Raw genomic sequence first — 23514 nt, 5'->3', positions numbered from 1 at the left:
CGGAGCAGGCTCCGCGAATTCCCCCTCTCACCCCCCGACCCCTCAGCCGCGAAGGGGAGGGGAGATTCGTCGGCCGCTGACGCGACTTTGACCTTCAGCCATGCACCGAATTGTCCATCTCGAAGGCGAGTCGATCATCGCCGACCTGCGCCGGCCGGATTTTCCCCATCACTGGGTCGAACATGCGACAACGCTGCAGCCGCAGGTCGCGGAGCGGCTCGCCGGGGCGACGATTGCAATCGTCAACAAGCTGTCGATCGGCGCCGAACTGATGGCCGTACTGCCGGCATTGCAGATGGTCGCGGTCGCGGCGACCGGCACCAACAACGTCGACCTCGATGCTTGCCGCGCTCGCGGCATCGTCGTTTCGAACATCCGCGGCTATGCCGTGCATACCGTACCCGAGCATGTCTTCGCGCTGTTGCTGGCGTTGTCGCGCCATGTCGTTGCTTATCGGCAGGCGGTGGCTGCCGGCAACTGGCAACGTTCCAGACAGTTCTGTTGTATCGATTATCCGATCCGTGACCTGCACGGTGCCAAACTGGCGGTGATCGGCAGCGGCAACCTCGGCGGCGGCGTCATCCGGCTTGCCGAGGCTTTCGGCATGCGCGTGCTGCGCTGCGAGCGCAAGGGCGCGCCAGGCGTGCGCCCCGGCTATACTGCTTTCGACCAGGCCTTGCGCGACGCCGACGTGGTCTCGCTGCATTGCCCGCTGACCCCCGAGACGAAGAACCTGCTGGGTGAACCCGAATTACGGGCGATGCGGCCTTCGGCCTTGCTGATCAATACGGCGCGCGGCGGCCTGGTCGATGAAGCCGCGCTGGCCCAGGCGCTGCAGCAGGGCTGGATCGCCGGTGCCGGTTTCGATGTCCTGAGCGTCGAGCCGCCGACCACCGGCAACGTCCTGCTGGCACCGCAACTGCTCGCGCTACCGAATTTCCTGCTGACCCCGCATGTGGCCTGGGCCAGTCGGCCAGCGATGCAGGCGCTTGCCGACCAATTGACGGCCAATCTCGAAGCCTTCAACCGCGGAGAACCGCAAAACCAGGTCGTCTGATTCAGAGCAGCCGTTTGGCCGGGGACTCATCGGCGTTCGCGCCGCAGGACATGGACACGTGTAGGGCACCGACGGTTTTCTGGGGCCGCCATGGCGGCCAGGGGCGTAACCCGGAGGCAAGCTCTGGGCCACAAGCCTTGATCCTGATGGGTGACTGGTGCGGACTGGTTCCGAGATCGCATGCTTGCCTCATGAGCCCTCGTCCTATTTGCTACTCGCGCAAGGCCCGCCACGAACCGCTGACCGCTGCCGAGCAGACGCGCAGGAGCGAGTACGAAACGCAGTTGGCCGCCGGCCGGAAGGCCTTCGAACGCTACCTCAGCGAACTCGAAGCCGCCTTCGCCAGGCTCGACAGCGAGCGGCGCAAGGACATCGAACGGCTCAACGTCGCCGAGACCGAAGCCCTCCAGGGCTCGCTCGACGAACTCGGCCACGGCGCCGTCCTGGTGCACTACGTCGTCCTCGACGACGCGCTGAAGATCATCCTCACCACCCCCCCGGCTGCAGCGCGGCTACACGGTGAAAGTCGGACGAAAGCCACTCAACCAGGCGATCGAGCAACTGCGCAAGGGCATCGAAGGCCGCCGCGACGTCGCCCAGCCCGCCCGGCAACTGTACGACTGGCTGATCGCCCCGCTCGCCGCCGACCTGCAGGCCAGCGGCGCGAGGACGCTGATGGTCGCCCTGACCGACGCCCTGCGCTACCTCCCCTTCGCCGCCCTGCACGACGGACAGTCCTGGCTCGCCGAGCGCTACGCGCTGGCGCTCTATACCGAAGCCGCCCGCCAGAACATCGGCAAGGCGCCGATCGCCCAGTGGCAGTTGCAGGCCTTCGGGCTCACCCGCCAGGTCGAAGGCTTCCCGGCGCTGCCGGGCGTCGGCGCCGAACTCGCCGCCATCGTCGGTCCGTCCGGCCTGCCGGGCCGCATCCAGCTCGACGGAGAGTTCACCGCTGCTGCCTTCCAGGGAGCGGTGGACGGCCGCCCGCCGGTCCTGCACGTCGCCAGCCACTTCGTCTTCCGCCCCGGCACCGAGGTCGACAGCTTCCTGCTGCTCGGTGACGGCAAGCGGCTCTCGCTCGCCGACCTCAAGGCCTACCGCTTCCGCCAGCTCGACCTGCTCGCCCTCTCCGCCTGCGAGACGGCGATGGGCGGCGGCCAGAACGAGAACGGCCGCGAGATCGAGGGCTTCGGCGCGCTGGCCCAGAAACGCGGCGCCGGCGCCGTCCTCGCGACGCTCTGGCCGGTCGCCGACGCCAGCACCGCGCAGTTCATGCAGCAGTTCTACCGCAGCCGGCAGGCCAGCCCGGGACGACCAAGGCCGCCGCCCTGCAGCAGGCGCAGCGCGCGCTGATCGAGGGCCAGAGCGGTGGCGGAACGGTTGGCGGGGAGACCGAGCGCCAGGCGATCCGCCTGAGTGCCGCCGCAGACCAGCAGAAGGCTCCGGTAGACCCCGCCCGGCCGTACGCCCACCCCTACTACTGGGCACCGTTCGTACTGATGGGCAACTGGCTGTGAGCACCGCGCAGCCAGAACGAGAGACGCAGCGGGCCGGCGGCCGCTGTGTCAGCCCACGCGGTCCGGCCGCTGGCGATGGCACCCGCCCGGTCACTCGGGTTTCTCGTCCGGATCGATCGGGAGACCCACACGCTCAAGCGGTTTCCCGGTCATTCACGGATCGAGACCAGCGTCGCGCCCATCACGCGGCAAATCCTGCGCCAGCGCCCGCACCTGCTGGTATAGGCCCGGAAGGTCCGTGTGGATCGTCCTCCAGACGATTTCCAGATCCACCTTGAAGTAGCCGTGCGCCACGGCGTTTCGCATCTGGTAGGCGAAGGCCAGCGGCAGTTCGGGGTGAGCTGCCGCGAACTCGCGACAGTGGACCTCGATCTTGTGGCTGGCCTCGCCGATGATCTCCAGGTTGCGGAGCACAGCGTCCTGGGCCATCTGGTTTTCCAGGAACGCCGCTTCTCCGATGTCCCCGGTATAGCGGCCGATACGCTCGATGGCCTGCAGGATGTGTCCGAGGTAGTCCGCCAGCCGTCGTTGGGCGTCGTTCATACGGGCAAGGCCTCAGCCAGAACGCTTGCCCTCAGCTTCTCGGGCAACGCTTTCGGCGTCAGCACGTCGACCGGAACGCCGAGCAGTTGCAGCAGTTCATGGCGGATCGCGCCAATGTCGAACAGCGTGGTTTCCGGCGTCGGATCAACCAGGATGTCCAGGTCGCTAGCCTCGGTATCGTTGCCATGGACGACCGAGCCAAAAACCCGGGCATTGCAGGCGCGGTGGGATGCAACGACGCGGCGTATGGCCTCACGGTGGGAGGCGAGAGCCAGGGAAGGTTTCATGGTGGCACCGGTGGGTTGACGGGGAACGGCTTGGCTTCGAGTCGAACTGGTCAGAACGCATCGCTCAAAATGGATCCCGGGAGAAAATGGCAGAGTCATGAGTGCCGCGCTGCTGATGCGTATCGTACCAGCGTACCAGTTCGCCGTGCATGCCCGAAGCGGGGGCGTCCAGTCACCCAGATCGATCATCGGACCTGGCTCCGGGCGGTCGAGGTGTCAGCCTTGGCGCAACGGCGGGCCAATTCTGGCGAGGGCCGGGGGCGCAACCGGCAATCGGCTGGCGGCGATGGTCGTGGCCAAGACGAAGATGGCTGCCCGGGCTGAGGAGCGCTATCCGCAAGAGAAAGCCGAGTACGACGAGAGCGAGAAGAGCGAGAAGAATATCCAGCGGTGTGAAGCCGCCGGCATGAAGTCTCTGATCGCTGTGGCAACAGACGATCGTAGCGACTCGGTAGGGGATAGGTGATTCGGATCTGACGAATTATCAGGCAATCGAAGGGTTGGCCTTCGTCCGAAATCAGACCTTGGTTGTTGAGCAGGTCCGCTACTTCACCGTCGGTGTGCTCTTCGAGGAGTCAGTCAATCTCGGCGACCACGCTGGCGGGGGTCTGGCGCAGCAGCCAGGCCGACTTGGGAAGCGGCAGGTGCAGCGTGTGCGTCGCGCTACCGCTAAAGCGTACTTGCGTCCTGATCTCGGCTTCTTTGAGCAAGGTGACATCCGCGATCAGCAACCGGGCCATTCCCGGTCAGGGGTGTGAGGATCATTCCACAAACGCGGGAAGTCTCGGGTCAGCGCCAGGATGTTCGCGCGCTGCTGGTCGTTGAGCGCGGCCTCGCTCTGGCGTTGTTTGTCGTAGTGTTCCTAGGCGGCGGCCTGGGCCCGCAGTGCCTGATTCAATTCGACTTCCAGCGACTCGGCGACCAAACGGTCACCGTTCTCGCTTCGACTCTCCAGTTCTTTCTGCACGGCCAGAGCCACCGCCTGCGAATCGTGCACGCTATAGACCAGGACGGCGGCTTCGGGATCAAAACTGCGAATCCGTCGGATGGCTTCGATGCCGCCGAAGCCTTCCATGCTGAGGTCCATGACCACGGTGTCCGGAAGGTGCTTGCGGTAAGCGGCGTAGGCCGCCTCGCCGCTCTCCACTTCCGCCAGCACACGCAGGGCAGGATCGGAATCGATCAGGCTGCGCAGGCCGGCACGCAGGGCCGGGTGGTCGTCGACCACCAGCACCGTGACTGGTGTCAGTTTCGCTCCGGCAGAGAGACCTTGCCCGTCCATGTGCCTTCTCCCAATTCACGACGCCACGGCTCAGTACCCGGCACTCATTTCAGAATTTTCAGCAAGTTGGAAAAACCATCGGTCCACACCGCGAAGCCCGGTCGCGGCGCAAGCGGTACGGCCCCCTTGATCTTTTCCAGCAGGCTCGCTGCCGCTTCGGGTCGGGCAATCATCACCCAGACCGAGTCGCGGCAGAAGGCATCGTCCGCATCCGCGTCGAGTTCGACGATCAGGGCGTGCATGCCGAGCTGTTGGGCGGCCGCAGCGACGACCGGTCGCAGGTCGAGATAGCGGTTGGTGATATGCATGGCCAGCACACCCTCGTTCTTGAGGTGGCGCAGATAGGTCTGCATGGCTTCGATGGTCAACAGATGCGTCGGGATCGAGTCGCCGGAGAAAGCATCGATCGCCAGCAGGTCGAAGTGCTGGACCGCTTCGCGTTCGAGCATCAGGCGACCATCGCCGAGCACCGGAACGATCTCTGCTGTGCTAGCCGCAAGGTAGCTGAAGTCTCTGCGGGCCAGGTCGAGTACCTGTTCGTTGATTTCGTACAGGCGCATTTCGTCACCCGCCCGGCCGTAACTGGCGAGGGTTCCGGCGCCTAAACCCAGCACCCCGATCTTCCGTGGCTGGTCCATGGTGAGGCCGAGCAGCGCCTGGCCAATCCCCGATTTTTCGCAATAGTAGGCCGTGGGTCGCCGGCTGTAGGCAGGGGAGATGAACTGTTCGCCGTGGTAAATCTCCCCGTGCAACATCGTACGCTTCAGCCCCAGCACTTCGTCGTTCCTGTCGAGCACACGCAACTGGCCGTAGAAGTTGCGCAGCACATGTCGGTAGTCTTCGACGTAGTCGACCGAGATCCCGGCCAGACGGTAGCCGTAGGCAAGCAGCACGACCACCAGCAGCCAGCGCCACGCCGGTTTGAGATCGCGCCAGAGAACGATGACCACCAGCAGAGCGCAGAGGAACAGGCCGATCGGCAGTTCGAAGTAGGCCTCGAACACGGCCGGCGCCAGCAGGCCGACAAAGCTCCCGCCGAGCGCACCGCCAATCGAGAGCATCAGGTAGAACAGGGTCAGGTGGCGAACCGCTGGCCGGCGCCTGACCAGCTCGCCGTGACAGACCATGCAGAAGACGAACAGGGACAGCGACATCACCGCAATGAGCATCGGTACCGGCAGGCTGCTGCCGTCGAGAACCCGGTCGAGGGCCAGCAAGGCGATCGGCAGCGCCACGAGGAATCCCGGTCGGTAGTAATACCGTGGGGCATCGAAGCAGAGGATGAAACTCAGGAGGTAGAGGCTCAGCGGCAAGACCCACAGGAAGGGGACCGGCGCGACGTCCTGCGTCAGATGACGGGTCATCGCCAGCAGCAGGATCGAGGCGGTCATCGCCAGGCCGACCCATAACAGACACTCGTGCCATGCCGGGCGCTGCGCTGCCTCGGTGTGGGGCCGTTCGATTTCGCTGGCTACCCCTTTCCACGACTGCCAGGCGCTGCCCAGACACGCCAGGACGAAGAGGACGTATGCCGCCGACCAGGCCCAGGCCTGTTCGAAAACCGGGAAGTACGGTTCAACGAGTACCGGATAGCTCAGCAGGGCGAGCATCGATGCCAGATTCGAGAGCGCGTATAGCCGGTAGGGCATCAGGCTGGTGAATGATCGTGCATACCAGGCCTGCATCAGCGGCCCGGTGGTCGACAGCAGCAGGTAGGGCATGCCGACCGCCGAAGCCAGAACGACGAGCACGTTCCAGGTCGGATGGGCAAACGCCGCTTCCTTCCAGGTCGGGTCGGCAATCACCGGCAGGGTCGCCAGACTCAGGAGCAGCAGGACCGCATGCACGACATTCTGGCGGCGGGGGGAAAGCCACTCGTGCAGGAGGTGAACGTACAGGTAGCCGAGCAGCAGTTCGGCCTGGAAGAAGACCAGGCAGGTACTCCACACCGACGACGAACCGCCGAACCACGGCAGGATCATCTTGGCGATGATCGGCTGAATCTGAAAAAGCAGGAAAGCCGAGAGGAAAACGGTGGTGGCGAAGCTGATCATCGAGACTGTCCAGGCTGGTGCACGGCGGTCAGGGTTGCGGTGGCGGGGTGTCCGGCGCTGCCGGCGGCGTGTGCCACCCCTCGGGAGGCACGACGACAGTATTACGGGGCTGGCTGACGAAGTGCGGCGACATGATCTGCACTCCGTAGGTGTTGAACTGATCCTGGATGTTGGCATGCAGCGCCGACAATACCGGTACCCGCTCGAGCGGCTTGTCCATGTGCGCGAACAGTTCGTATTCGACATACCAGTCGGCGAGCCCACGCTGATAGACGAAGGGCTTGGGGACCGCTCGCAAGCCCGGCGTCTGCTCGGCGGCGGCGATCAGCATCGCATGCACCTGTCGCCACGGCGTATCGTAGCCGATGGTCACCTGGGTCGACACCAGCGTGCCACGCGCGCCGGCCAGCCGCGAGTAGTTCCGGATCGGATTGCCGACGAGAACCGCGTTAGGGATCGTCACTTCCTCGTTGCGCATGTTGATGATCTTGGTCGACAGCGCACCGACCTCGCTGACCACACCGACATTGTCGCCGATGTCGACGAAATCCCCGACCGACAGTGCGCGCGAATAGACCAGCACCAGACCACTCATCAACTGGTTGACGATCCCGGCCGAGCCGAGTGTCAGCATGAAGCCGAACATCACCGACAAGCCCTTGAAGGCGTCGCTGTCGGACATCGGAATGAACGGGTAGGCGATGGCGATTCCCAGGCCCCAGACGAGGATGCTGACGATCCGGTGGGTGGCGGTGACCGTTTCCGGGTGCAGGCCGGGTACCTGCACGCGGCCTTCCCTGGCGGCCTTGAAGAAGTTGCCGAGCGCATCGTTGAAGGCCTTGGTCAGGAACAGGATGATCAGTGCCGTGGTCAGTGCCGGCATGGCGCCGAGCAGACCGACACCGAGGGTGTCGAGCAGCCCGAACAGGAAGTCGCTCAGGCGTTCGCCAAGCGGCTCGGTGAGCGGAAAGCGTGCCAGTACGTAGGTCAGCCAGAGATAGGCGACACTCAGCCACAGGAAGCCCAACAGCAATTGTGCGAGCCGCTGCACCAGCAACCAGCCGTGACGTGCCCAGCGCAGCCGGCTGGAGGCATTCTCGGCCTCGATGACTGCCTGCAAATGGCGCACCATCAGCGCCGTCGCGCGACGAATCAGCCACAGCAGAAACAGTGCGATGGCGGTGGCCAGTAGCGATAGTCCGGCCCCCTTGAGCAGCACCATCGGACGGTGTTGTTCGCTTGCCGCCTGCAGTGCGGCTTGCATCTCACTGGCCGCACGCCGCCCCGCTTCTTCGAGCGAGAGCTTCTCTTCGGGGTCCAGATCCCCTTCCAGGACGTTGAAGAGGAGCAATTGCCCCATCCGCACACTGATGCCACGCTTGCCGTCAACCGTGAATGGCGTCACTTCGACCGGCTGCTCCATCTGGTTCGCCGCCAGGGTATCGAGGCGGGCCAGCGCCCTGCGGACGCGCGTCTCGGGCGTTATTCCCACCACGGTCGTTCGGAAGGTGACGATCGGCCGGAAATGATAATGGAGGGTCGCTTCCTGCAGACGGGCCGATTCGGCGGCGATCACCGGCGCACCCAGACTGACCAGGAAAGCACAGCACAGCAGCCATGACAGCGCCGCGGACAGCTTCGACAGGAACGGGCTTGCGCACATGACTAGGCCGTCCCGCCGACCGTCAGGCCGTCGATGCGCAGGGTCGGCTGGCCAACGCCCACCGGCACGCTCTGGCCATCCTTGCCGCAGGTCCCGACGCCGGGGTCGAGACGCATGTCGTTGCCGATCATCGACACCTGTTGCATGGCCTCCGGGCCGCTGCCGATCAGGGTCGCTCCCTTGACCGGTGCGCCCACCTTGCCGTCTTCGATCAGGTACGCCTCGGACATCGAGAAGACAAACTTGCCGTTGGTGATGTCTACCTGCCCGCCGCCGAAATTGACCGCATAGATGCCCTTCCTGACCGATTTGATGATCTCTTCGACGCTCTGGTCGCCATTCGACATCGTGGTGTTGGTCATGCGGGGCAGCGGCAGGTGCGCAAACGACTCGCGGCGACCATTGCCGGTCGGGGAAACCCCCATCAGCCTGGCGTTGAGACTGTCCTGCATGTAGCCCTTGAGGATGCCGTCTTCGATCAGGACCGTACGCTGCGTCGGATGGCCTTCGTCGTCGATGTTCAGCGAACCACGCCGTTCGGCCATCGTGCCGTCGTCGATGATGGTGACTCCCGGAGAGGCGACGCGGCTGCCGATGCGGCCGGCAAAGGTTGAACTGCCCTTGCGGTTGAAATCGCCTTCCAGTCCATGTCCCACGGCCTCGTGCAGAAGGATGCCCGGCCAGCCGGAGCCCAGGACAACCGTCATCGTACCCGCCGGTGCCGGACGCGCGACGAGGTTGGTCAGCGCCTGATGCACGGCTTCGCGCGCGTAGCCCTGCAGCACGGCATCACTGAAACAGTCGTAATCGGTCCGGCCACCACCGCCCGCCGAACCCTGTTCGCGCTGGCCGGCTGCTTCGACGATGACTGTCAGCGAGACCCGTACCAGCGGCCGAATGTCGGCCGCCAGCCGGCCGTCGCTGCCGGCCACCAGGATCACCTCGTATTCGCCGGCGAGATGCGCCATCACCTGCGTCACCCGCGGATCCTCGGCGCGTGCCAGCGCCTCCAGACGTTCGAGCAGCCTGACCTTGCTGGCTGCGTCGAGCGAAGCGAGCGGGTCCTGCGGCACATACAGGCGATGCCCGCTGCGTCTTTTCAGCGCCGGTACGCGCCGCTCCTGTCCGGCCGCGGCAATCGCCCGCACCGCCGCGGCAGCATCGCCGAGGGCCTGGACACTGATGTCGTCGGAGTAGGCAAAAGCCGTTTTCTCACCCGACAGGGCGCGTACGCCGACCCCCTCGTCGATGCCGAAACTGCCGGCCTTGACGATACCCTCCTCGAGGCTCCAGGCCTCGGAACGGCTGTACTGGAAATAGAGGTCGGCATAATCGACCTGGTGCGCCATGATCTTGCCGAAGACCCGTGTCAGGTCTGCGACATCCAGGCCGTAGGGCGTGAGCAGGGTTTTTTTGGCCTGTGCGAGCAGGGTTTGAGCGTTTGTGGTCATTGGATTTCCATGGTTGCTGCCGTTGCCGGGCAAGTCGCGTCGGTGACTCGCGAATCTCCTCGCGTCGGCATGCGGGAGGGGGGCCGGGGGTGAGGGATCGCACCGTCGCTTACATGACGCGGTGCCCGAGCGCCGGCAGGCTGGCGCGGACTTCGTCGAGGCGCGCCCGTTCAAGGTCGGCGACGACGATTCCTGGTCCCTTGAGCTTGCGATCGAGGATATTTCCCCAGGGATCGACGAGCATGCTGTTGCCGTGCGTCTCGCGCCCGTTTTCGTGGCGGCCGCCCTGTGCCACGGCCAGCACATAGCACTGATTCTCGATGGCCCGCGCCCGCAACAGAATCTCCCAGTGTGCTCGCCCGGTGGTTTCGGTGAAGGCTGCGGGAATGACCAGCAATTCGGTGATCCCCAGCGCACGATAAAGCTCCGGAAATCTGAGGTCGTAACAGATCGACAGGCCAACCCGGCCAAAAGGCGTGTCGAAGGCAACCGGCTGACGACCCGCTTCGATCGTTGCCCGCTCGTCGTAGCACTCGGTCGCCTGCCGGAAGCCGAACAGGTGGATCTTGTCGTAACGCGCGGCTCGCTGCCCCTCTGGATTGTAAACCAGACTCGAATTGAGGACCTTGTCCGGATGCTCGCTGCACAGCGGCAGCGAGCCGCCGATCAACCAGATGCCGTGTGCGCGGGCACTCGCTGCGAGGAAATCCTGGATGGGCCCATGCCCATCGACTTCCCGCAGCTTGACCTTGTCGTCGTCACGCATTCCCATGATCGCGAAGTACTCGGGCAGCGCGAGCAGTTCGGCGCCTTGCAGGACCGCTTCGTCGATCAGGCGGGCAGCGGTGCGCAGGTTCTCTTCGACGCGCGGTGTCGACACCATCTGCAGCGCAGCGACCCGCAGGGTCGGGACAGCGGGTCGGTCGCCTGGCAGATCACGGATGCGTAGGTTCATTGCGGACTCCGGTCGGGGTTGGCGGGGATGGGCAAGTCAGCGGTCGGCGCCGGGTTCTCCGAGCGGGAAATTCTCTCCACTTTGGGGTCGTCCCATGGGCCAGTGACCAGATACTCGAAAGCAAAGACCTTGTTGAGCGGGCCCTGCAGGATTTTATCCGCCAGCAGCGTGGCAATGCCGGCCAGCGGATTGATCACTGCGACCCCCAGGGCGGCACTGCTGCCGAGTTCGGGCTGTACGGTCACCCTGAGATGCTGTGTTTCATTTTTCAGGTCAGCGTCGCCACGCATCACCACGTGCGCCGCCGGGCCATCGATTTGCAGGCGCTGGGTGTGCATCAGCCCGCTGCTGACCGTCATTTTGCCGTGAATGCTGTCGAAAGCGAAACCTTCGCTGAAGACATCACCGAAATCAAGGCTCAGCCGACGCGGCAGGCCCTGCAGGCTGATCAGGCCGAGTAGCTTGCCGGCACCGGGGTCGAGCTTCAGAAACTGTCCCTTGCTGGCATCGAGTTGCATGTCGCCACTCAGCGTCGCGTAGTCGAGTCGATCCGGTTCGCCGTTCCAGCCGATTTTCCCCTTCATCGTCGCACTGCCGGCACGCACCGCACCGGCGTAGCCCAGCCGGTCGAGCAATTTGCCGACATCGCTGCTCTCCAGCGTGAAATCGAGTTGCGTGCGGTTGGCCGCGCTGATCTGCCACTGCCCGCTGCCGGACAGCCTGGCATGAGGGTTGAGCAATTCGATCTTGTCGATCCGCCAGATCCCGCCATCGTTGTGCGCCTGCACATCGAGGCGCCCAAAGCGATGCTTGCCGACCGTGAAGTCATCGACCACGATGTCGAGGGCCGGCAGCTTCTTGAGCGCCTCGCCGGATTCGGCGTTCTTGCTCACCTTCTCGGGGCGGCGCCATTTCTTGAACTGTGCCTTCAGCTTGCCGCTGCCCGATCCGTCCCAGACAAAGTTGCCCACCGCCTGATCCGATTGCACCGACCCCCGCCATTGTGAAGTCGCCCCCGACACCCCCATGCTGACCCGGGTGTAGGAGGCGCCGAGCAGGACGACTTCGTCCGCCTTGAGATCGACCGAGACCGGGAGGCCCGAACCGGAACCCTCTTCATGGCCGCTGTCCTGCAGCAGCGCTTGCCAGTAGCCGACATCGAGTGACGGGACGCTGATCCCGACGTTGAAGCCCCGTTCCGGCAACGCAGCCAATGGCCGCCCAACCATGATCGCTGCCCGTTCCGGAAAGGTCTCGTCGCCTTGCTTGCGGCGGATCAACTGCATGCCGAATACATTGCCGATGGTGGCGCGCAACTGCTCGCGGCGAATCGGTTCTGCGGCACGCGCGCTGGTCGTCGGTTGCGGCGCCATTTCGAAATGCAGGGCCAGCGCGTCGCCAGCGCTCTTGCCGAGGGGGGCCGGCAGCGTCGAAGCGACGCCGACCAGATTCGAGTCCAGCAGCAGCTCGACATCGCGCTTGCGGACCCGTAACTCGGCACGGTAAGCGGTGTTTCCGGAAAGCTTGTCGAGCAGTGGCCATTCCGCACGCCGCCGCAAGTCGTCCACGGCCAGCGTGCCCTCGGCAATCACCAGTACCTTGCCGTCCTGTGACCCACCGCTGATCCTGACCTGGCCACCGAACAGTTGGGCGTTGATCTCCGGTACGCGCAGGCTGGTTTCGGAGAACTGCAGACTGCCCTTGACCTGTCGCAGGGGGGGCAGCGCGGGGTCGACGTTCACTTCGTTGGCCAGCAGGGTGTAGGTGCCTGCAATCCTCGATTCGCCGAGTCGTGCCTCGGCCAGGGGAATCTCCAGCGCAATTTCCAGATGACCCTTGCCGCTGGCGCTCATCTGGTCGGTGAAGTGGTCGATCTGGCCCGCGACCGGGCTGAGCTTGATGAATTTCAGAAATTCCGAGGTCTCTCCGTCGGCGCGCCCCTTCACCTTGAGGGTCGACACTGGCGCATCGAAGTCGGGAATCTCGGCGAGCGTCTCGGTCAATCGGGCGCCAAGAATCGTGCCTCGCCGCGCCATCACCACCATGCCGGTCCCTGCGAAGCGAAGATCGGCATCGATGCCGCTGATCGACGGCCAGCCGGTGCCGTAATCCAGGGTCACTCCCTGCGCCTTGACGGTGACCAGAAACTGTCCTTGTTTACGATCGAGAAACGGGAACTTCGCCAGATCGCCTTTCAGGATGAGCTTGGCCTCGCTCGCCGCCCCAGCCTTGAGAGCGTCACGCAGCCAGTGACGCGCGTCGACATTGATCGCCGCCGGCAGGTAGCGCCAGACGGCGCGCGCGTCGGCGCGGCTGAGTGTCGCGGTCAGGTCGATGCTGCCGGGTCCTTCGCCGTGGTGGTGGTAGCTGCCCTGCGCCATACCGGCCGCGTCGGGTCCGGCAAACTCGGCGCGCGCCAACTCGACGTCGAACTGACCCTCGCTGATTTTCCATCGGGCTTGTGCATTCAGGGTGTCGAGCGCGATCGATGATTCGGGAAATAGGTCGGGCAGGGCGATGTTGACCTGCTGCGAACGCAACTGCACGCTTCCTCCCTGCTCACTGGCATCGAGCGATCCGGACAAGCCCGTGACGCCGGGGAAACGACCGGCAGGCTTGAGTGCCAGGTTGTCAAAACGGCTTTTCAGCGAATAAGCCTGCAGGTTTTCGGCATCGCCTTGCCAACCGGCTCGCAGCTCGCTGATGCGGCCGCGCGGGGCGAAGTCGTTCAGCAACTGCCGTGACCGGGTGTCGAGCGGCAGATAGGCCGCCAGGGCTGCGAGCGCGCCGAGTTCCAGGGTGCCGGCCGTAGCGAGACCCCGCAGCATGCCGCCGGCGGTGGCTGGACGCTGCCACTCGACGTGAAAATCGGTCGGCTCGATATGAATGGCGGGCACCGGGGAATCGCCTTCGACAGCGCGCGTCACCAGTTCGATGCGACGCCCATCAACACTTGCTCCGGTTGCTGCAAAGCGCGCGCCGAGGCGACCGGACATGTGTTCGAGTTCGAGCGCCGGCAGATTTCTGGCCAGGCGCAGATTGACCTCGTTGAGCGAAAAGTCCGCCGTCAGTTCCTGCAGACTCCCGTCGGCAAAGCCGGCCCAGGCGCGCACGGCGCCACGACCATAAGGCAAGGCCAGCGGATAATCGATCCAGGTGCGCCAGACCGCCAGATCGGTATAGTCGATCTGGGCAAAAAGCTGACCCTTCCAGGAGGCCATGCGCGTACTGTCCCGACCGTGAAAATCCCCTCGCAGATCGATCCTTGACGCCAGTTCCACCATTGGCAGGGCGGTCAGTCCAAAGCGGTGCTGCCGTCCGTCGTTGTCGAGTGCCAGGTTCACGTCTTCGAGAATCAGCGGCGGCGCATTGCGCTGCGCGTCCTCCCAGACCACCGTTGCGCCGTTGATGCGAATGCGCTTCTGGACCAGTACCCAGTCTGCGAGACTATTGTCGTTGTCCGGTTTGCCGACGGCGATGCCGGCAACAAACAAATTCCCGTCGCGGTCGCGCCGCAGATGCAGCGTCGGTTCGGTGATCCGCAACAGGCGCAGCCGCAACTGCCAACGCGGCAGTGACGACCACGAGAGGATGCTTTCGACGCGCGTAAAGGTCAGTGCCGGCTGTCCCTGCGCATCGGCAATGCGCACATCGGAGAGGATCAGGTCGGGGTTGATCCCCTGCCAGCGGGCTTCAATGCGTCCGATGCCGACCGACAGGCCAAGCATCTGGCTGACCTGGCGTTCGATTTCCGGCCGATAACTCTCGATGTTCGGCAGGATCAGATAGCGCAGCGCCAGCACCAGCAGCACGAAAGCAAAATAGAGCAGCCAGAAGGCTCGCACCACGGTACGCCCGAGCCACCGCGCTGCCGGCTGCGAAATCGCGGGCAGCAGATGATGCAGGCGATGGTAGACCGCCGGGCGCAGCTCATCCTGCCGCATCAGAGGTGGCCGGCGCAGGGAGACTTTTGCCAACAGTCGGTAGGCGTCACTAGAATTTCGGGATATCTGGTCAGACAACCCATGATTGTAACGGCTTTGCCGGCCCCTGATCAGTACCGGCAAACCCTTCTGTGAGGGCAGGGGGATACATGATTCGCTTCAGCGACCGCACAGCGCCCGATGCTCGTGCGACGGATGTGCTCTGGTGGTCATCACAAGCGCGCATCCTGTCGCAGCAACTGCGATGCCCACGCCAGCACGCTCACGTCGGCTGTGATCAGCGTTGCCTGGTGTTGCAACGAAGTGGCCACGATGAAACGGTCGGCGGGGTCACGGTGCATGTTTTCCAGTTGGGTGGCAAGGATGCCGATGCGGCCATCCAGCGCAATTTCCCGAAGGCCAGCCTGGAGCAGCTCGGAGCGCCATTCTGTCGCCGGAAGGGGCAACACGATACGCCCGCGCTGCGCGAGCATCGCCGCCTCCCAAAAGCTGATGGCGCTCACGGCGACCTGGCCGGCGCGCCAGACCTCTTCGATCAGGCCCCGCGCGATCGGCCCGAGAGCCGGGTCATCGCGATCCATCCAGAGCAGGGTATGGGTGTCGAGAACGATCACGCCAGCGCCTTCCACTCGACCTCATCGAGCGGTTCGACAATGTCGCCGGATATTTCGAGTTTGGGGTGCAAGCCGAAGGGTGACGTGGAACGTCCACCGCGGTAGGGATGCAACTCGGCGATCGGGCGGCCGTTCTTGGTCACGACCCAGATTTCGCCCTTGCTGGCGACCTCGTCCATCAAGGCAAGGCACTTGGCTTTGAATTCGGAAGCTTGAATGGTCGGCATGGCACACTCCAATCGATTAACCACATTGCTGACCATAGTCTTCAAAGTAGTCACCGTCAAGGGGAGGCACGGCTTTTTCAGAAGTGGCCAGCGCCGGGAGACTTTTGCCAACAGTCGGCAGGCGTCACTAGAATGTCGGGGTATCTGGTCAGACAACCCCTGATGGTAACGGCTTTGCCGGCCCCTGATCAGTACCGGCAAACCCTTCTGTGAGAGACGAATTGGACACCACCCGCAATCCCCTCTGCGCCAGCGCAGCGGCACCCCTCTGGCCGGTCGCTCAGAGGCACAGCCGCTATCTGCGCGATCTGCTCGCCGTCCGCCCGGAGATCGCCGCCTGGCTCAACGAACACGCCGCCTTGCCGCTCACCGCCCGACAGATGAGCGATTTTCTTGCCACCGCCGCGCCGAGCAACGAGGAGGGCCTGCAGCGCGTCCTGCGCCAGTTGCGCCAGCGCGTGATGGCCACCCTGATCGTTCGCGACCTCGGTGACGCGGCGCCGTTGAGCGAAGTCGTCGAATGCATGACCCAGCTCGCCGATGTCACCACCAACTTCGCGCTCGACTTCCTGCACCGGCAACTGTGCGAGCAGTTCGGCGAACCGCTCGACAGCCGTGGTCAGGCCCAGCGGCTGCTGATCATCGGCATGGGCAAGCTGGGTGGACGCGAGCTGAATGTCTCGTCCGACGTCGATTACATCTTCGTCTATCCCGAGGAAGGACAGACGGCAGGCGGTCGCCGACGCATCGACAACTACGATTTCTTCTTGCGCCTTGGCAAGCGCCTGATCGCTGCGCTCGGCGACTGCACCGCAGACGGACAGGTCTTTCGCGTTGACATGCGCCTGCGCCCCAACGGCGATTCCGGGCCATTGGTCGGTTCGCTCGGCTCGCTCGAAAACTATTTCATCTCGCAAGGCCGCGAATGGGAACGTTACGCCTGGATCAAGGCCAGGGTCATGAATGAAGGAGTGAATCTGCAGCCGGAATGGTGTCAGGCACTGCACGACAGCGTACGCCCCTTCGTTTTCCGCAAGTACCTCGACTTTGGCGCCATCAACGCGATGCGCGATCTGCATGCCCAGATTCGTCGCGAAGTGGCCAGGAAGGACATGGCCGAGCACATCAAACTGGGACCTGGCGGCATCCGCGAGATCGAATTCATGGCGCAGGTCTTCCAGTTGATCCGCGGCGGCCGCGAGCCGGCTCTGCAGATCCGGCCGACCCTGCAGGTTCTGGCGCAGCTCGCCGAGCGTCAGTGGTTGCCGGCCGAGAGCGAGCGTGAGCTGGCGGCCGCCTACGTGTTTCTGCGCCGTCTCGAACACCGTCTGCAGTATGTGCGCGACGCCCAGACGCACAAACTGCCGAGTGGCGACGCCGATCGACAGCAGATCGCCGGGTCGATGGGGTTTGCCGACTGGCCTGCCTTTCTGGCGGTTCTCGACGCACACCGCGCGACCGTTGGCCGGCATTTCGAGCAGGTTTTTTCAGAACCAGAGGAAGGCCGGCACCCGCTGGCCGGAATCTGGGAGGAAGCGGCGGCGGACGATTCGCTCGATCGACTGGCCAGTCTGGGTTTCCGTGCGCCACAGGCGCTGCTGCAGCGTCTGCAGGGCTTTCGTCAGAGCGGTCGCTACCTGCAACTGCCGGCGAGCAATCGCGAGCGCCTCGACGCGCTGGGCCCGCGCCTGATCGATGCTGCGGCGGCGACGGCAACGCCCGACGCCACCTGGCAGCGTGGTCTCGATTTTCTCGAGACGATCAGCCGTCGCGGCGCCTATCTGGCCCTTCTGCAGCAGTATCCACAGGCCTTGATGAAACTCTGCGAGCTGATCGGCAGTTCGGCGTGGGCCGCCGACTACCTGAACCGTCATCCGATCCTGCTCGACGAACTGCTCGATTCGCGCATCTTCGACGTTCGCACCGACTGGCAGCACTTCCAGCAGGAGCTGCAGATGCGCCTGGCGCAGCATGTCGGCGATGTCGAGCGCGAAATGGACATCCTGCGCGAAACCCACCACGCACAGGTCTTCCACTTTCTGGCGCAGGATCTCGTCGGCCTGCACAGTGTCGAACACCTCGCCGACCGGCTCAGCGAGCTTGCCGACATCATGGTGCAGACGACGCTGGATCTCTGCTGGCACAAGCTGCGGCAGCGGCATCCGCATCCCGAGCGGCCGCCGCGCTTCGCGGTCATCGCCTATGGCAAGCTCGGCGGCAAGGAACTCGGCTTCGCTTCGGATCTCGACCTGGTCTACGTGCACGATGATCCCGAACCCGACATCGGTGGACTCTATGCACGTCTCGGGCAGCGCATGAGTACCTGGATGTCGACCCAGACGCCGGCCGGCATGCTCTTCGAAGTCGATCTGCGCCTGCGCCCCAACGGTGATTCGGGAATGCTCGTCTGTCCGATCGCCGCCTTTCGCGACTACCAGTTGCAACACGCCTGGCCCTGGGAACACCAGGCGCTGACGCGTGCCCGCTTCTGCGCCGGTGACCCGGCCGTCGGGGCGCAGTTCGAGGCCATCCGGATCGAAATTCTTCGGCAGCCGCGCGATCTCGCCAGGCTGCGTGCCGAAGTCCTGGCCATGCGTCAGCGCATGTTCGACCAGCACGCTTCGCGCAGCGAAGAAGACTTCGACATCAAGCACGATCGTGGCGGCCTGATCGATGTGGAATTCATCGTTCAGTATCTGGTTCTCGGCCATGCGCATTGCCATTACCGGCTTTGCGGCAACCTTGGCAACATCGCGCTGCTCGGGATTGCCGTCGAAATCGGCCTGATTCCAGCCGAACTCGCCGCACCGGTGCAGAGCGCCTACCGTGAGTTTCGCCGCCTGCAGCACATCCTGCGGCTCAATGCCAAGCGCCGGGCGCGCGTCGAACGCAGCTTGGTCTGCCGCCACATCACAGCCGTTCGCGCCCTCTGGGAGCGGGTATTTGCCACGCCGTGAACGGCGCGTCGGGTCGCCGGCCAGCAGACGTCCGGCTTTTCCGTCGCCCAGGGAACACCCGGCTGTGATCAGCGCCGCGGGTGCGCCTTTCCATTTCGAATGCAACAGGATTGACAGCAGCCGAGCGGGCTGGGCATACTCCTACGCGTGCCATGCAGGGGTCACGCCGACCGGCGGTAGGCACCGTGACTTGCGCACTACCCGTCGGGGCAGAGCGGGTGAAGTTCGGCGTCCCGACCCCATCCCATGGCGAGGGGCCGTGGCCTGTCAGCGGATCGTCTCTGGAGTGTCCTGTGGAGAGTAGTCATTGGTTTCTGGAATCCATTGCTGCCGATGGTTCTCATTTGAACTACGACATCGACGACCTGCCTTTCCGGATCGGTCGTGGTCAGGAAAACAATCTGGTTCTGGCGACGCCCGGCCTCAGCCGGAAGCATGCCATGCTCTACGATGACATCAGCGCGCAACTCCGCCTGACCGATCTGAACAGTACCAACGGTACCTTCGTGAACCGCAAGCGGATCGAAGGCTCCTGCCTGCTGCAGGAAAACGACATCATCCATTTCTTTACGGCGGAGTTTCGCCTCCGCCGGCACCATCCTGATCAGACGCGTTTCATGCCCTCGAACGACTCGCGAACGATGCTGATGCCGATGGGCACGAACCTGTCCGAACTCTTCGTTGCGAATGAGGGCGAGTTTCTCGACCTGCTCAACGGGCAGGGGATTTCCGGTGCTGCACAGCCCATCGTCGATGCGCACAATGGCCGTATCTTCGCCTACGAGTTGCTCGGGCGAGCGAATCATCCGCAACTGTCCGGCAGCCCGATCCACCTGTTCCGAATGGCGACGGCGCTGAACCGCGAAATCGACCTCAGCGTCGCTTTCCGGAAATTCGCGATCACCTCGATGGCTCCCCGCTTGCGCAAATTTCCCCTGTTTATCAACACGCACCCCAAGGAAACTTTTAGCAAGCCGTTTTTCGAATCGCTGACGGCCTTGCGTCGGCAGACACCGGAAATACAACTGGTCGTCGAGATCCATGAATCTGCGGTCACCGACCTGCTGCGCTTACGTGAATTAAGCGCTTTCCTGCGCGACATCGGCGTGCGTTTTGCCTACGACGATTTCGGGGCAGGGCAGGCGCGCCTGAATGAACTGGGCGAAGCGCCGGCGCACTTCGTGAAATTCGATATGGGCCTGCTGCACGACATCCATCTGGCCAGCGAACGCAAACGCCGGGTGATCAGCGATCTGGTCAAGCTGGTATTGAACCTGGGTTCAGTGCCGCTGGCCGAAGGCATCGAGCTGGAAGAGGAAGCGCAGATCTGCCGCGACATGGGTTTTCATCTGATCCAGGGCCACCTCACCGGCCGCCCGATTCCTGCCGACCGACTGTAGCGGGTGTGAACGAAAGTGTTGGGAGGTAGGCTCCTCTCTTCCTTGCGGGGGCAAGTTCGCTGGCTAAATCCATCAAGAATGATGCCTTGAAGAAGGGGAAGTCCGACGCCTTGCGCTGCCGGGTCGACCCCGGCCCGATCAAGCAGACGCCATGACCCAGACAATCGGAGCCGGACTGCTTTCCTGCGCGGACAAGATCTGGGAGACCGCCGACACCCTGCGCGGCGCCGGCATCAAGGCCAGCGATTGGCCTGCCTACATGATGCCGTTCTTCGCCCTGATGATGCTCGAATCGCGCCTGCGGCGTTTCCGGCAGTCACGCATCGACGAATTCAAGAGAGAAACCGAGCACGCTTTCAGCTTCGAGGATGCCGCCCACCGTGAATGGCTGGAATACTCCGCCAAGGCCGCCAACAAGGGTTTCCACCCGGAGTTGCTGCTGCACGGCAAAGGCCTGGGCGAAACCTGCCTGGTGCCGGGTGGCAATTTCCTGAACCGCCTGCTGGCACACCTCGACCAATACGACCCCGACACCAAGCGGCTGCTGGGCATCGGCTATGCGCAGGGGCATGCCAGGTTCCTCGACATGCAGGGCAAGGCGTCCGACCTGTTCAGCCGCGACAACTGCCCGCTGTATCCCTTCGCCCAGAAGTGGGCCTCGATCGACCTCACGCCCTTCGACAACTCTGAAATCACCACCATCGAGGAGCACATCAAGCGCAAGTGGGCGGACATTTCGGCGGAAACGGCCGGCGAGCAATACACGCCTTCCGACGTGATCGACCTCGCGACCGCCCTGATTGTCGAACTGCGCCGCGAGGGCCAGAGTGCCGCCGGCATCGCCGACATCTATGACATGGCCAGCGGTGGCGGCAACTTCCTGTTCGCCACCGAAGATGCCCTGCGCGACGCCTTCCCCGACCTCTCGGTGCGCACGCGTGGGCAGGAACTGAACGACGCTCTCTACGCACTGGCGGCCATCGAGGCGCGCTTTCGGCAGGACGCACGCATCGAATGGGGAAACACCCTCACTAACGATCATTTCCTGCTCGACAAGTTCGACGCCATCGTCGCCAATCCGCCCTACGGCGTGGACTGGAAGGATTTTCGCCGGCACCTCGAAATGGACGCTTCCGGCCGGTTCGACGCGAAGCGCCTGCCCCCCACCTCCGACGGGCAATTGCTCTTTCTGCAGCACGCCACGTTCCACTTGTCCGAGATCGGCGTCGCCACCATCGTGCATTCCGGCTCGACCCTGTTTTCCGGCGATGCCGGTGGCGGCGAATCGGAAACCCGGCGCTGGCTGATCCAGCAACAGGACATCGTCGAAGCGATCATCCAGTTGCCGAAGAACGAGTTCTTCAACACCGGCATCCACACCTATCTCTGGGTGCTGAATCGCGCCAAGCCGGCCAACCGCAAAGGTTTCGTGTTGCTCATCAACGCTGAGACCTGCTTTACCAAGCGCAAGAAGAACCTCAACCAGAAGAACTGCGAAATCGACGAGACCAACCGCGCGCGCATCGTGCAAGCCTTCCGCGACTTCGCCGATGGACCGATCAGCCGCAAACTACCCATCGATGCGCTGCTCTACAACAAGGTCGAACTGGAACTCTGGCGCCACGACGAAGAGGGTCGGGCGATCGGCAAGACCGAGAAAATCGAGGGCAAGAAGATCGTCGTCCGCTTCGATGAAGCCCTCTACAACGTCGATGCGGGCCTGCTCGACCTCGCCCCTTTTGCCGGCAGGACGGTCAAGGAAGCGATTGCCCTGTTCCACGAAGCGGCGCGCAATGCCGAACTGACCGTCGTCGAGGTGAGCGGCGGCCAGATGTACGGCCGTGAGAACGAAACCGGCACCATCTGGGTCGGCCCGGAAAAGAAGGGCCTGGGCGTGCTGTCGGTCAAGGCAAAGGCGGCCAAGTCCAGGGGGCAAGAATGCGCCAGGGTGGAAATCGTGCTCGACCGGCTGCTGGAGAAGGACCACGAGACCGTGCCCTATTCGTCGGACGAGGCGGCCAACAACCGGCTGATCGCGGATTTTCTCGCCAAGTGGGTGCATGAACCGTGGTGCCTGCACGGCTGGAAGACGGGTTGCGAGATCAATTTCAACCGGGTATTTCCGAAGACAAGTGATATCCGTTCGAGCAAGGAAATCCTGAAGGACATCGCCGCTGTTGAAGATGAAATGGCGCGGCTGGAAGCGGAGATTGCTGCCGATTTCGGGCCGGAAGCATGAAGATGGCTCGGGCGATGTCGAAATGCGGGCTGCCTTCGATTGAAGAAATTCCGCTGGGATGGCTCTTGCTGCGCGTGAAAGATGACTTCCGGGTTGTTGGTGGTGGGACTCCGAACGCCCAAGAAATCGGTTTGGATTACCCCATTCGCTGGGCTACTCCAACGGATTTCTGCGACTCTGAACGCTCGCTGTCGAGAACTGCAAGAGGTATCACCTCGCAGGGGCACCGAGAGATTGGGAAATGCCTTGTAAGTGACTATGCCATATTGATTTCCTGCCGTGCCCCGGTAGGAAAGGTGGCGCTGCCAAAGCAAGCACTTGCGTTCAATCAAGGGTGTAAAGGGCTAACACCACGCCACGGGAATACACGGCGCGAATGGTTTTTTTACGCACTGGTGGATCAACGTGCGCAAATTGAGGATTTGGCGAGGGGAGCGACCTTCTCGGAAATCTCCAGCGATGCCTTAAAACGCATTGTGCTACCAGGCCCACCAAACGATGAGCAGCGCCGCATCGCCGCCTGGCTCGATCTCCAAACCCATCGCATCGACAAACGCCGCGAACTTCTCGCCAAGAAACGGGAACTGTTGCGCGATCTGAAAAAATCAGCCATCGAAGAAGCGAGCCTTCGTGGTATCGCCACCGGCGTGCAACTGCGCGAGTCCGGAATCAACTGGCTGGGCAAAGTGCCCGCACACTGGCAAACCACCCGCCTGGGCTCGCTGTTCCGGGAAGCTGCCGATCGCGGTGTCGAGGGCCTGCCAATGCTGTCGGTGTCCCTGCATACCGGCATCACCGACAAGGAACTCGACGACGATGAAATGGCGCGCAAGGTCAGCCGCAGCGAGGACCGGACCCTTTACAAGCGGGTCAGGCCCGGCGACCTGGTCTACAACCAGATGCGCGCCTGGCAGGGAGCATTCGGCGCGGCCAGGATCGAGGGGCTGGTCAGCCCGGCCTATGTCGTGGCCCGGCCCCGGCCGGCCGTCGTACCTGGCTTCGTCGAATATCTGTTGCGCTCCCCGGCGGCGATGGAGGAAATCCGCCGGCGTTCGCGCGGCATCACCGATTTTCGCCTGCGCCTGTATTGGGACGAATTCCGGAACATCCGCATCGCCCTGCCGCCGCTCGCCGAACAGCACGAAATCGCCGCCTTCCTCGACCACAAGCTGTCGCAGATCGACCGACAAATCGCGCTCATCGACCAGCTCGACGACCTGCTCCAGCAACAGCGCAAGGCGATTATCCACGAGGCGGTCACCGGTAAGATCGACCTTTCCGCCTACGAGCCACCCACCCAGGCAGCCTGAGCCCAGAAGGACTT

The 23514-nt window shown here is 63.6% G+C and carries 19 protein-coding genes; 8 read left to right on the top strand and 11 right to left on the bottom strand.

All coding sequences use genetic code 11. The features are described 5' to 3' along the window. The first annotated feature begins 100 nt into the window (after window positions 1-100). The 3 genes from V5B39_RS09380 to V5B39_RS22170 all read left to right on the top strand — a co-directional run bounded on the left by V5B39_RS09380 (window position 101) and on the right by V5B39_RS22170 (window position 2574). Window positions 101-1057 carry a D-2-hydroxyacid dehydrogenase gene (locus V5B39_RS09380; RefSeq protein WP_332342630.1) on the top strand — a complete coding sequence of 319 codons (957 nt, stop codon included), beginning with the start codon at window positions 101-103 and terminating at the stop codon, window positions 1055-1057. A 519-nt stretch (window positions 1058-1576) separates the two neighbouring features. Then, window positions 1577-2410, top strand: a complete 834-nt coding sequence (locus tag V5B39_RS09375; RefSeq protein WP_332342629.1) for a CHAT domain-containing protein — start codon at window positions 1577-1579, stop codon at window positions 2408-2410. After that, complete coding sequence (locus tag V5B39_RS22170) at window positions 2296-2574, top strand: CHAT domain-containing protein (RefSeq protein WP_434735676.1); 279 nt, start codon at window positions 2296-2298, stop codon at window positions 2572-2574. Before V5B39_RS09375 ends, V5B39_RS22170 begins: the two co-directional genes overlap by 115 nt. A 153-nt stretch (window positions 2575-2727) precedes the next feature. On the opposite strand, the gene V5B39_RS09370 is transcribed toward V5B39_RS22170, so the two are convergent. Both V5B39_RS09370 and V5B39_RS09365 read right to left on the bottom strand, forming a co-directional pair. Continuing rightward, window positions 2728-3117: a HepT-like ribonuclease domain-containing protein gene (locus V5B39_RS09370; RefSeq protein WP_332342628.1), complete on the bottom strand. Its 390-nt coding sequence runs from the start codon at window positions 3115-3117 to the stop codon at window positions 2728-2730. Continuing rightward, a complete protein-coding gene (locus V5B39_RS09365; protein WP_332342627.1) occupies window positions 3114-3404 on the bottom strand; it encodes a nucleotidyltransferase family protein in 291 nt (96 codons plus the stop codon). Before V5B39_RS09365 ends, V5B39_RS09370 begins: the two co-directional genes overlap by 4 nt. A gap of 292 nt (window positions 3405-3696) precedes the next feature. Between V5B39_RS09365 and V5B39_RS09360 the strand changes: the two genes are divergently transcribed. Continuing rightward, window positions 3697-3870, top strand: a complete 174-nt coding sequence (locus V5B39_RS09360; protein WP_332342626.1) for a hypothetical protein — start codon at window positions 3697-3699, stop codon at window positions 3868-3870. A gap of 109 nt (window positions 3871-3979) precedes the next feature. On the opposite strand, the gene V5B39_RS09355 is transcribed toward V5B39_RS09360, so the two are convergent. The 9 genes from V5B39_RS09355 to V5B39_RS09315 form a co-directional block, all read right to left on the bottom strand. Beyond that, entirely contained in the window at window positions 3980-4135 is a 156-nt protein-coding gene (locus V5B39_RS09355) for a hypothetical protein (protein ID WP_332342625.1), read from the bottom strand. Between the two features lie 131 nt (window positions 4136-4266). Beyond that, on the bottom strand, window positions 4267-4686 hold the full coding sequence (locus tag V5B39_RS09350) for a response regulator (protein ID WP_332342624.1): 420 nt from the start codon (window positions 4684-4686) through the stop codon (window positions 4267-4269). Between the two features lie 44 nt (window positions 4687-4730). Then, entirely contained in the window at window positions 4731-6740 is a 2010-nt protein-coding gene (locus tag V5B39_RS09345; protein ID WP_332342623.1) for a spermidine synthase, read from the bottom strand. Between the two features lie 28 nt (window positions 6741-6768). After that, on the bottom strand, window positions 6769-8403 hold the full coding sequence (locus V5B39_RS09340; RefSeq protein ID WP_332342622.1) for a mechanosensitive ion channel family protein: 1635 nt from the start codon (window positions 8401-8403) through the stop codon (window positions 6769-6771). A 2-nt stretch (window positions 8404-8405) separates the two neighbouring features. Then, window positions 8406-9854 carry a metalloprotease TldD gene (gene tldD / locus V5B39_RS09335; RefSeq protein WP_332342621.1) on the bottom strand — a complete coding sequence of 483 codons (1449 nt, stop codon included), beginning with the start codon at window positions 9852-9854 and terminating at the stop codon, window positions 8406-8408. 109 nt (window positions 9855-9963) lie between these two features. Then, window positions 9964-10809 carry a carbon-nitrogen hydrolase family protein gene (locus V5B39_RS09330; RefSeq protein ID WP_332342620.1) on the bottom strand — a complete coding sequence of 282 codons (846 nt, stop codon included), beginning with the start codon at window positions 10807-10809 and terminating at the stop codon, window positions 9964-9966. Further along, complete coding sequence (locus V5B39_RS09325) at window positions 10806-14753, bottom strand: YhdP family protein (protein ID WP_332342619.1); 3948 nt, start codon at window positions 14751-14753, stop codon at window positions 10806-10808. The genes V5B39_RS09330 and V5B39_RS09325 overlap by 4 nt, the downstream gene beginning before the upstream one ends. Window positions 14754-14965: 212 nt before the next feature. Next, entirely contained in the window at window positions 14966-15382 is a 417-nt protein-coding gene (locus V5B39_RS09320) for a type II toxin-antitoxin system VapC family toxin (protein ID WP_332342618.1), read from the bottom strand. Next, the gene (locus tag V5B39_RS09315; RefSeq protein WP_138678907.1) at window positions 15364-15594 is read right to left on the bottom strand and encodes a type II toxin-antitoxin system Phd/YefM family antitoxin; all 231 of its coding nucleotides are present in this window, start codon (window positions 15592-15594) and stop codon (window positions 15364-15366) included. Before V5B39_RS09315 ends, V5B39_RS09320 begins: the two co-directional genes overlap by 19 nt. Before the next feature lie 221 nt (window positions 15595-15815). Here V5B39_RS09315 and glnE point away from each other — a divergent pair, with 221 nt between their 5' ends. The 4 genes from glnE (at window position 15816) to V5B39_RS09295 (ending at window position 23500) form a co-directional block, all read left to right on the top strand. Further along, window positions 15816-18551, top strand: a complete 2736-nt coding sequence (gene glnE, locus V5B39_RS09310) for a bifunctional [glutamate--ammonia ligase]-adenylyl-L-tyrosine phosphorylase/[glutamate--ammonia-ligase] adenylyltransferase (protein WP_332342641.1) — start codon at window positions 15816-15818, stop codon at window positions 18549-18551. 293 nt (window positions 18552-18844) lie between these two features. Next, window positions 18845-19951, top strand: coding sequence for an EAL domain-containing protein (locus V5B39_RS09305; RefSeq protein ID WP_332342617.1), 1107 nt, complete (start codon window positions 18845-18847; stop codon window positions 19949-19951). Between the two features lie 151 nt (window positions 19952-20102). After that, window positions 20103-22190 (top strand): HsdM family class I SAM-dependent methyltransferase, encoded by a 2088-nt coding sequence (locus tag V5B39_RS09300; protein ID WP_332342616.1) that lies wholly within the window; start codon window positions 20103-20105, stop codon window positions 22188-22190. 2 nt (window positions 22191-22192) lie between these two features. Then, entirely contained in the window at window positions 22193-23500 is a 1308-nt protein-coding gene (locus V5B39_RS09295; protein WP_332342615.1) for a restriction endonuclease subunit S, read from the top strand. Window positions 23501-23514: the final 14 nt, after the last annotated feature.

This window comes from Accumulibacter sp., assembly GCF_036625275.1.
Lineage (GTDB): Bacteria > Pseudomonadota > Gammaproteobacteria > Burkholderiales > Rhodocyclaceae > Accumulibacter.
This window is presented reverse-complemented; position numbering and strand designations above follow the sequence as displayed.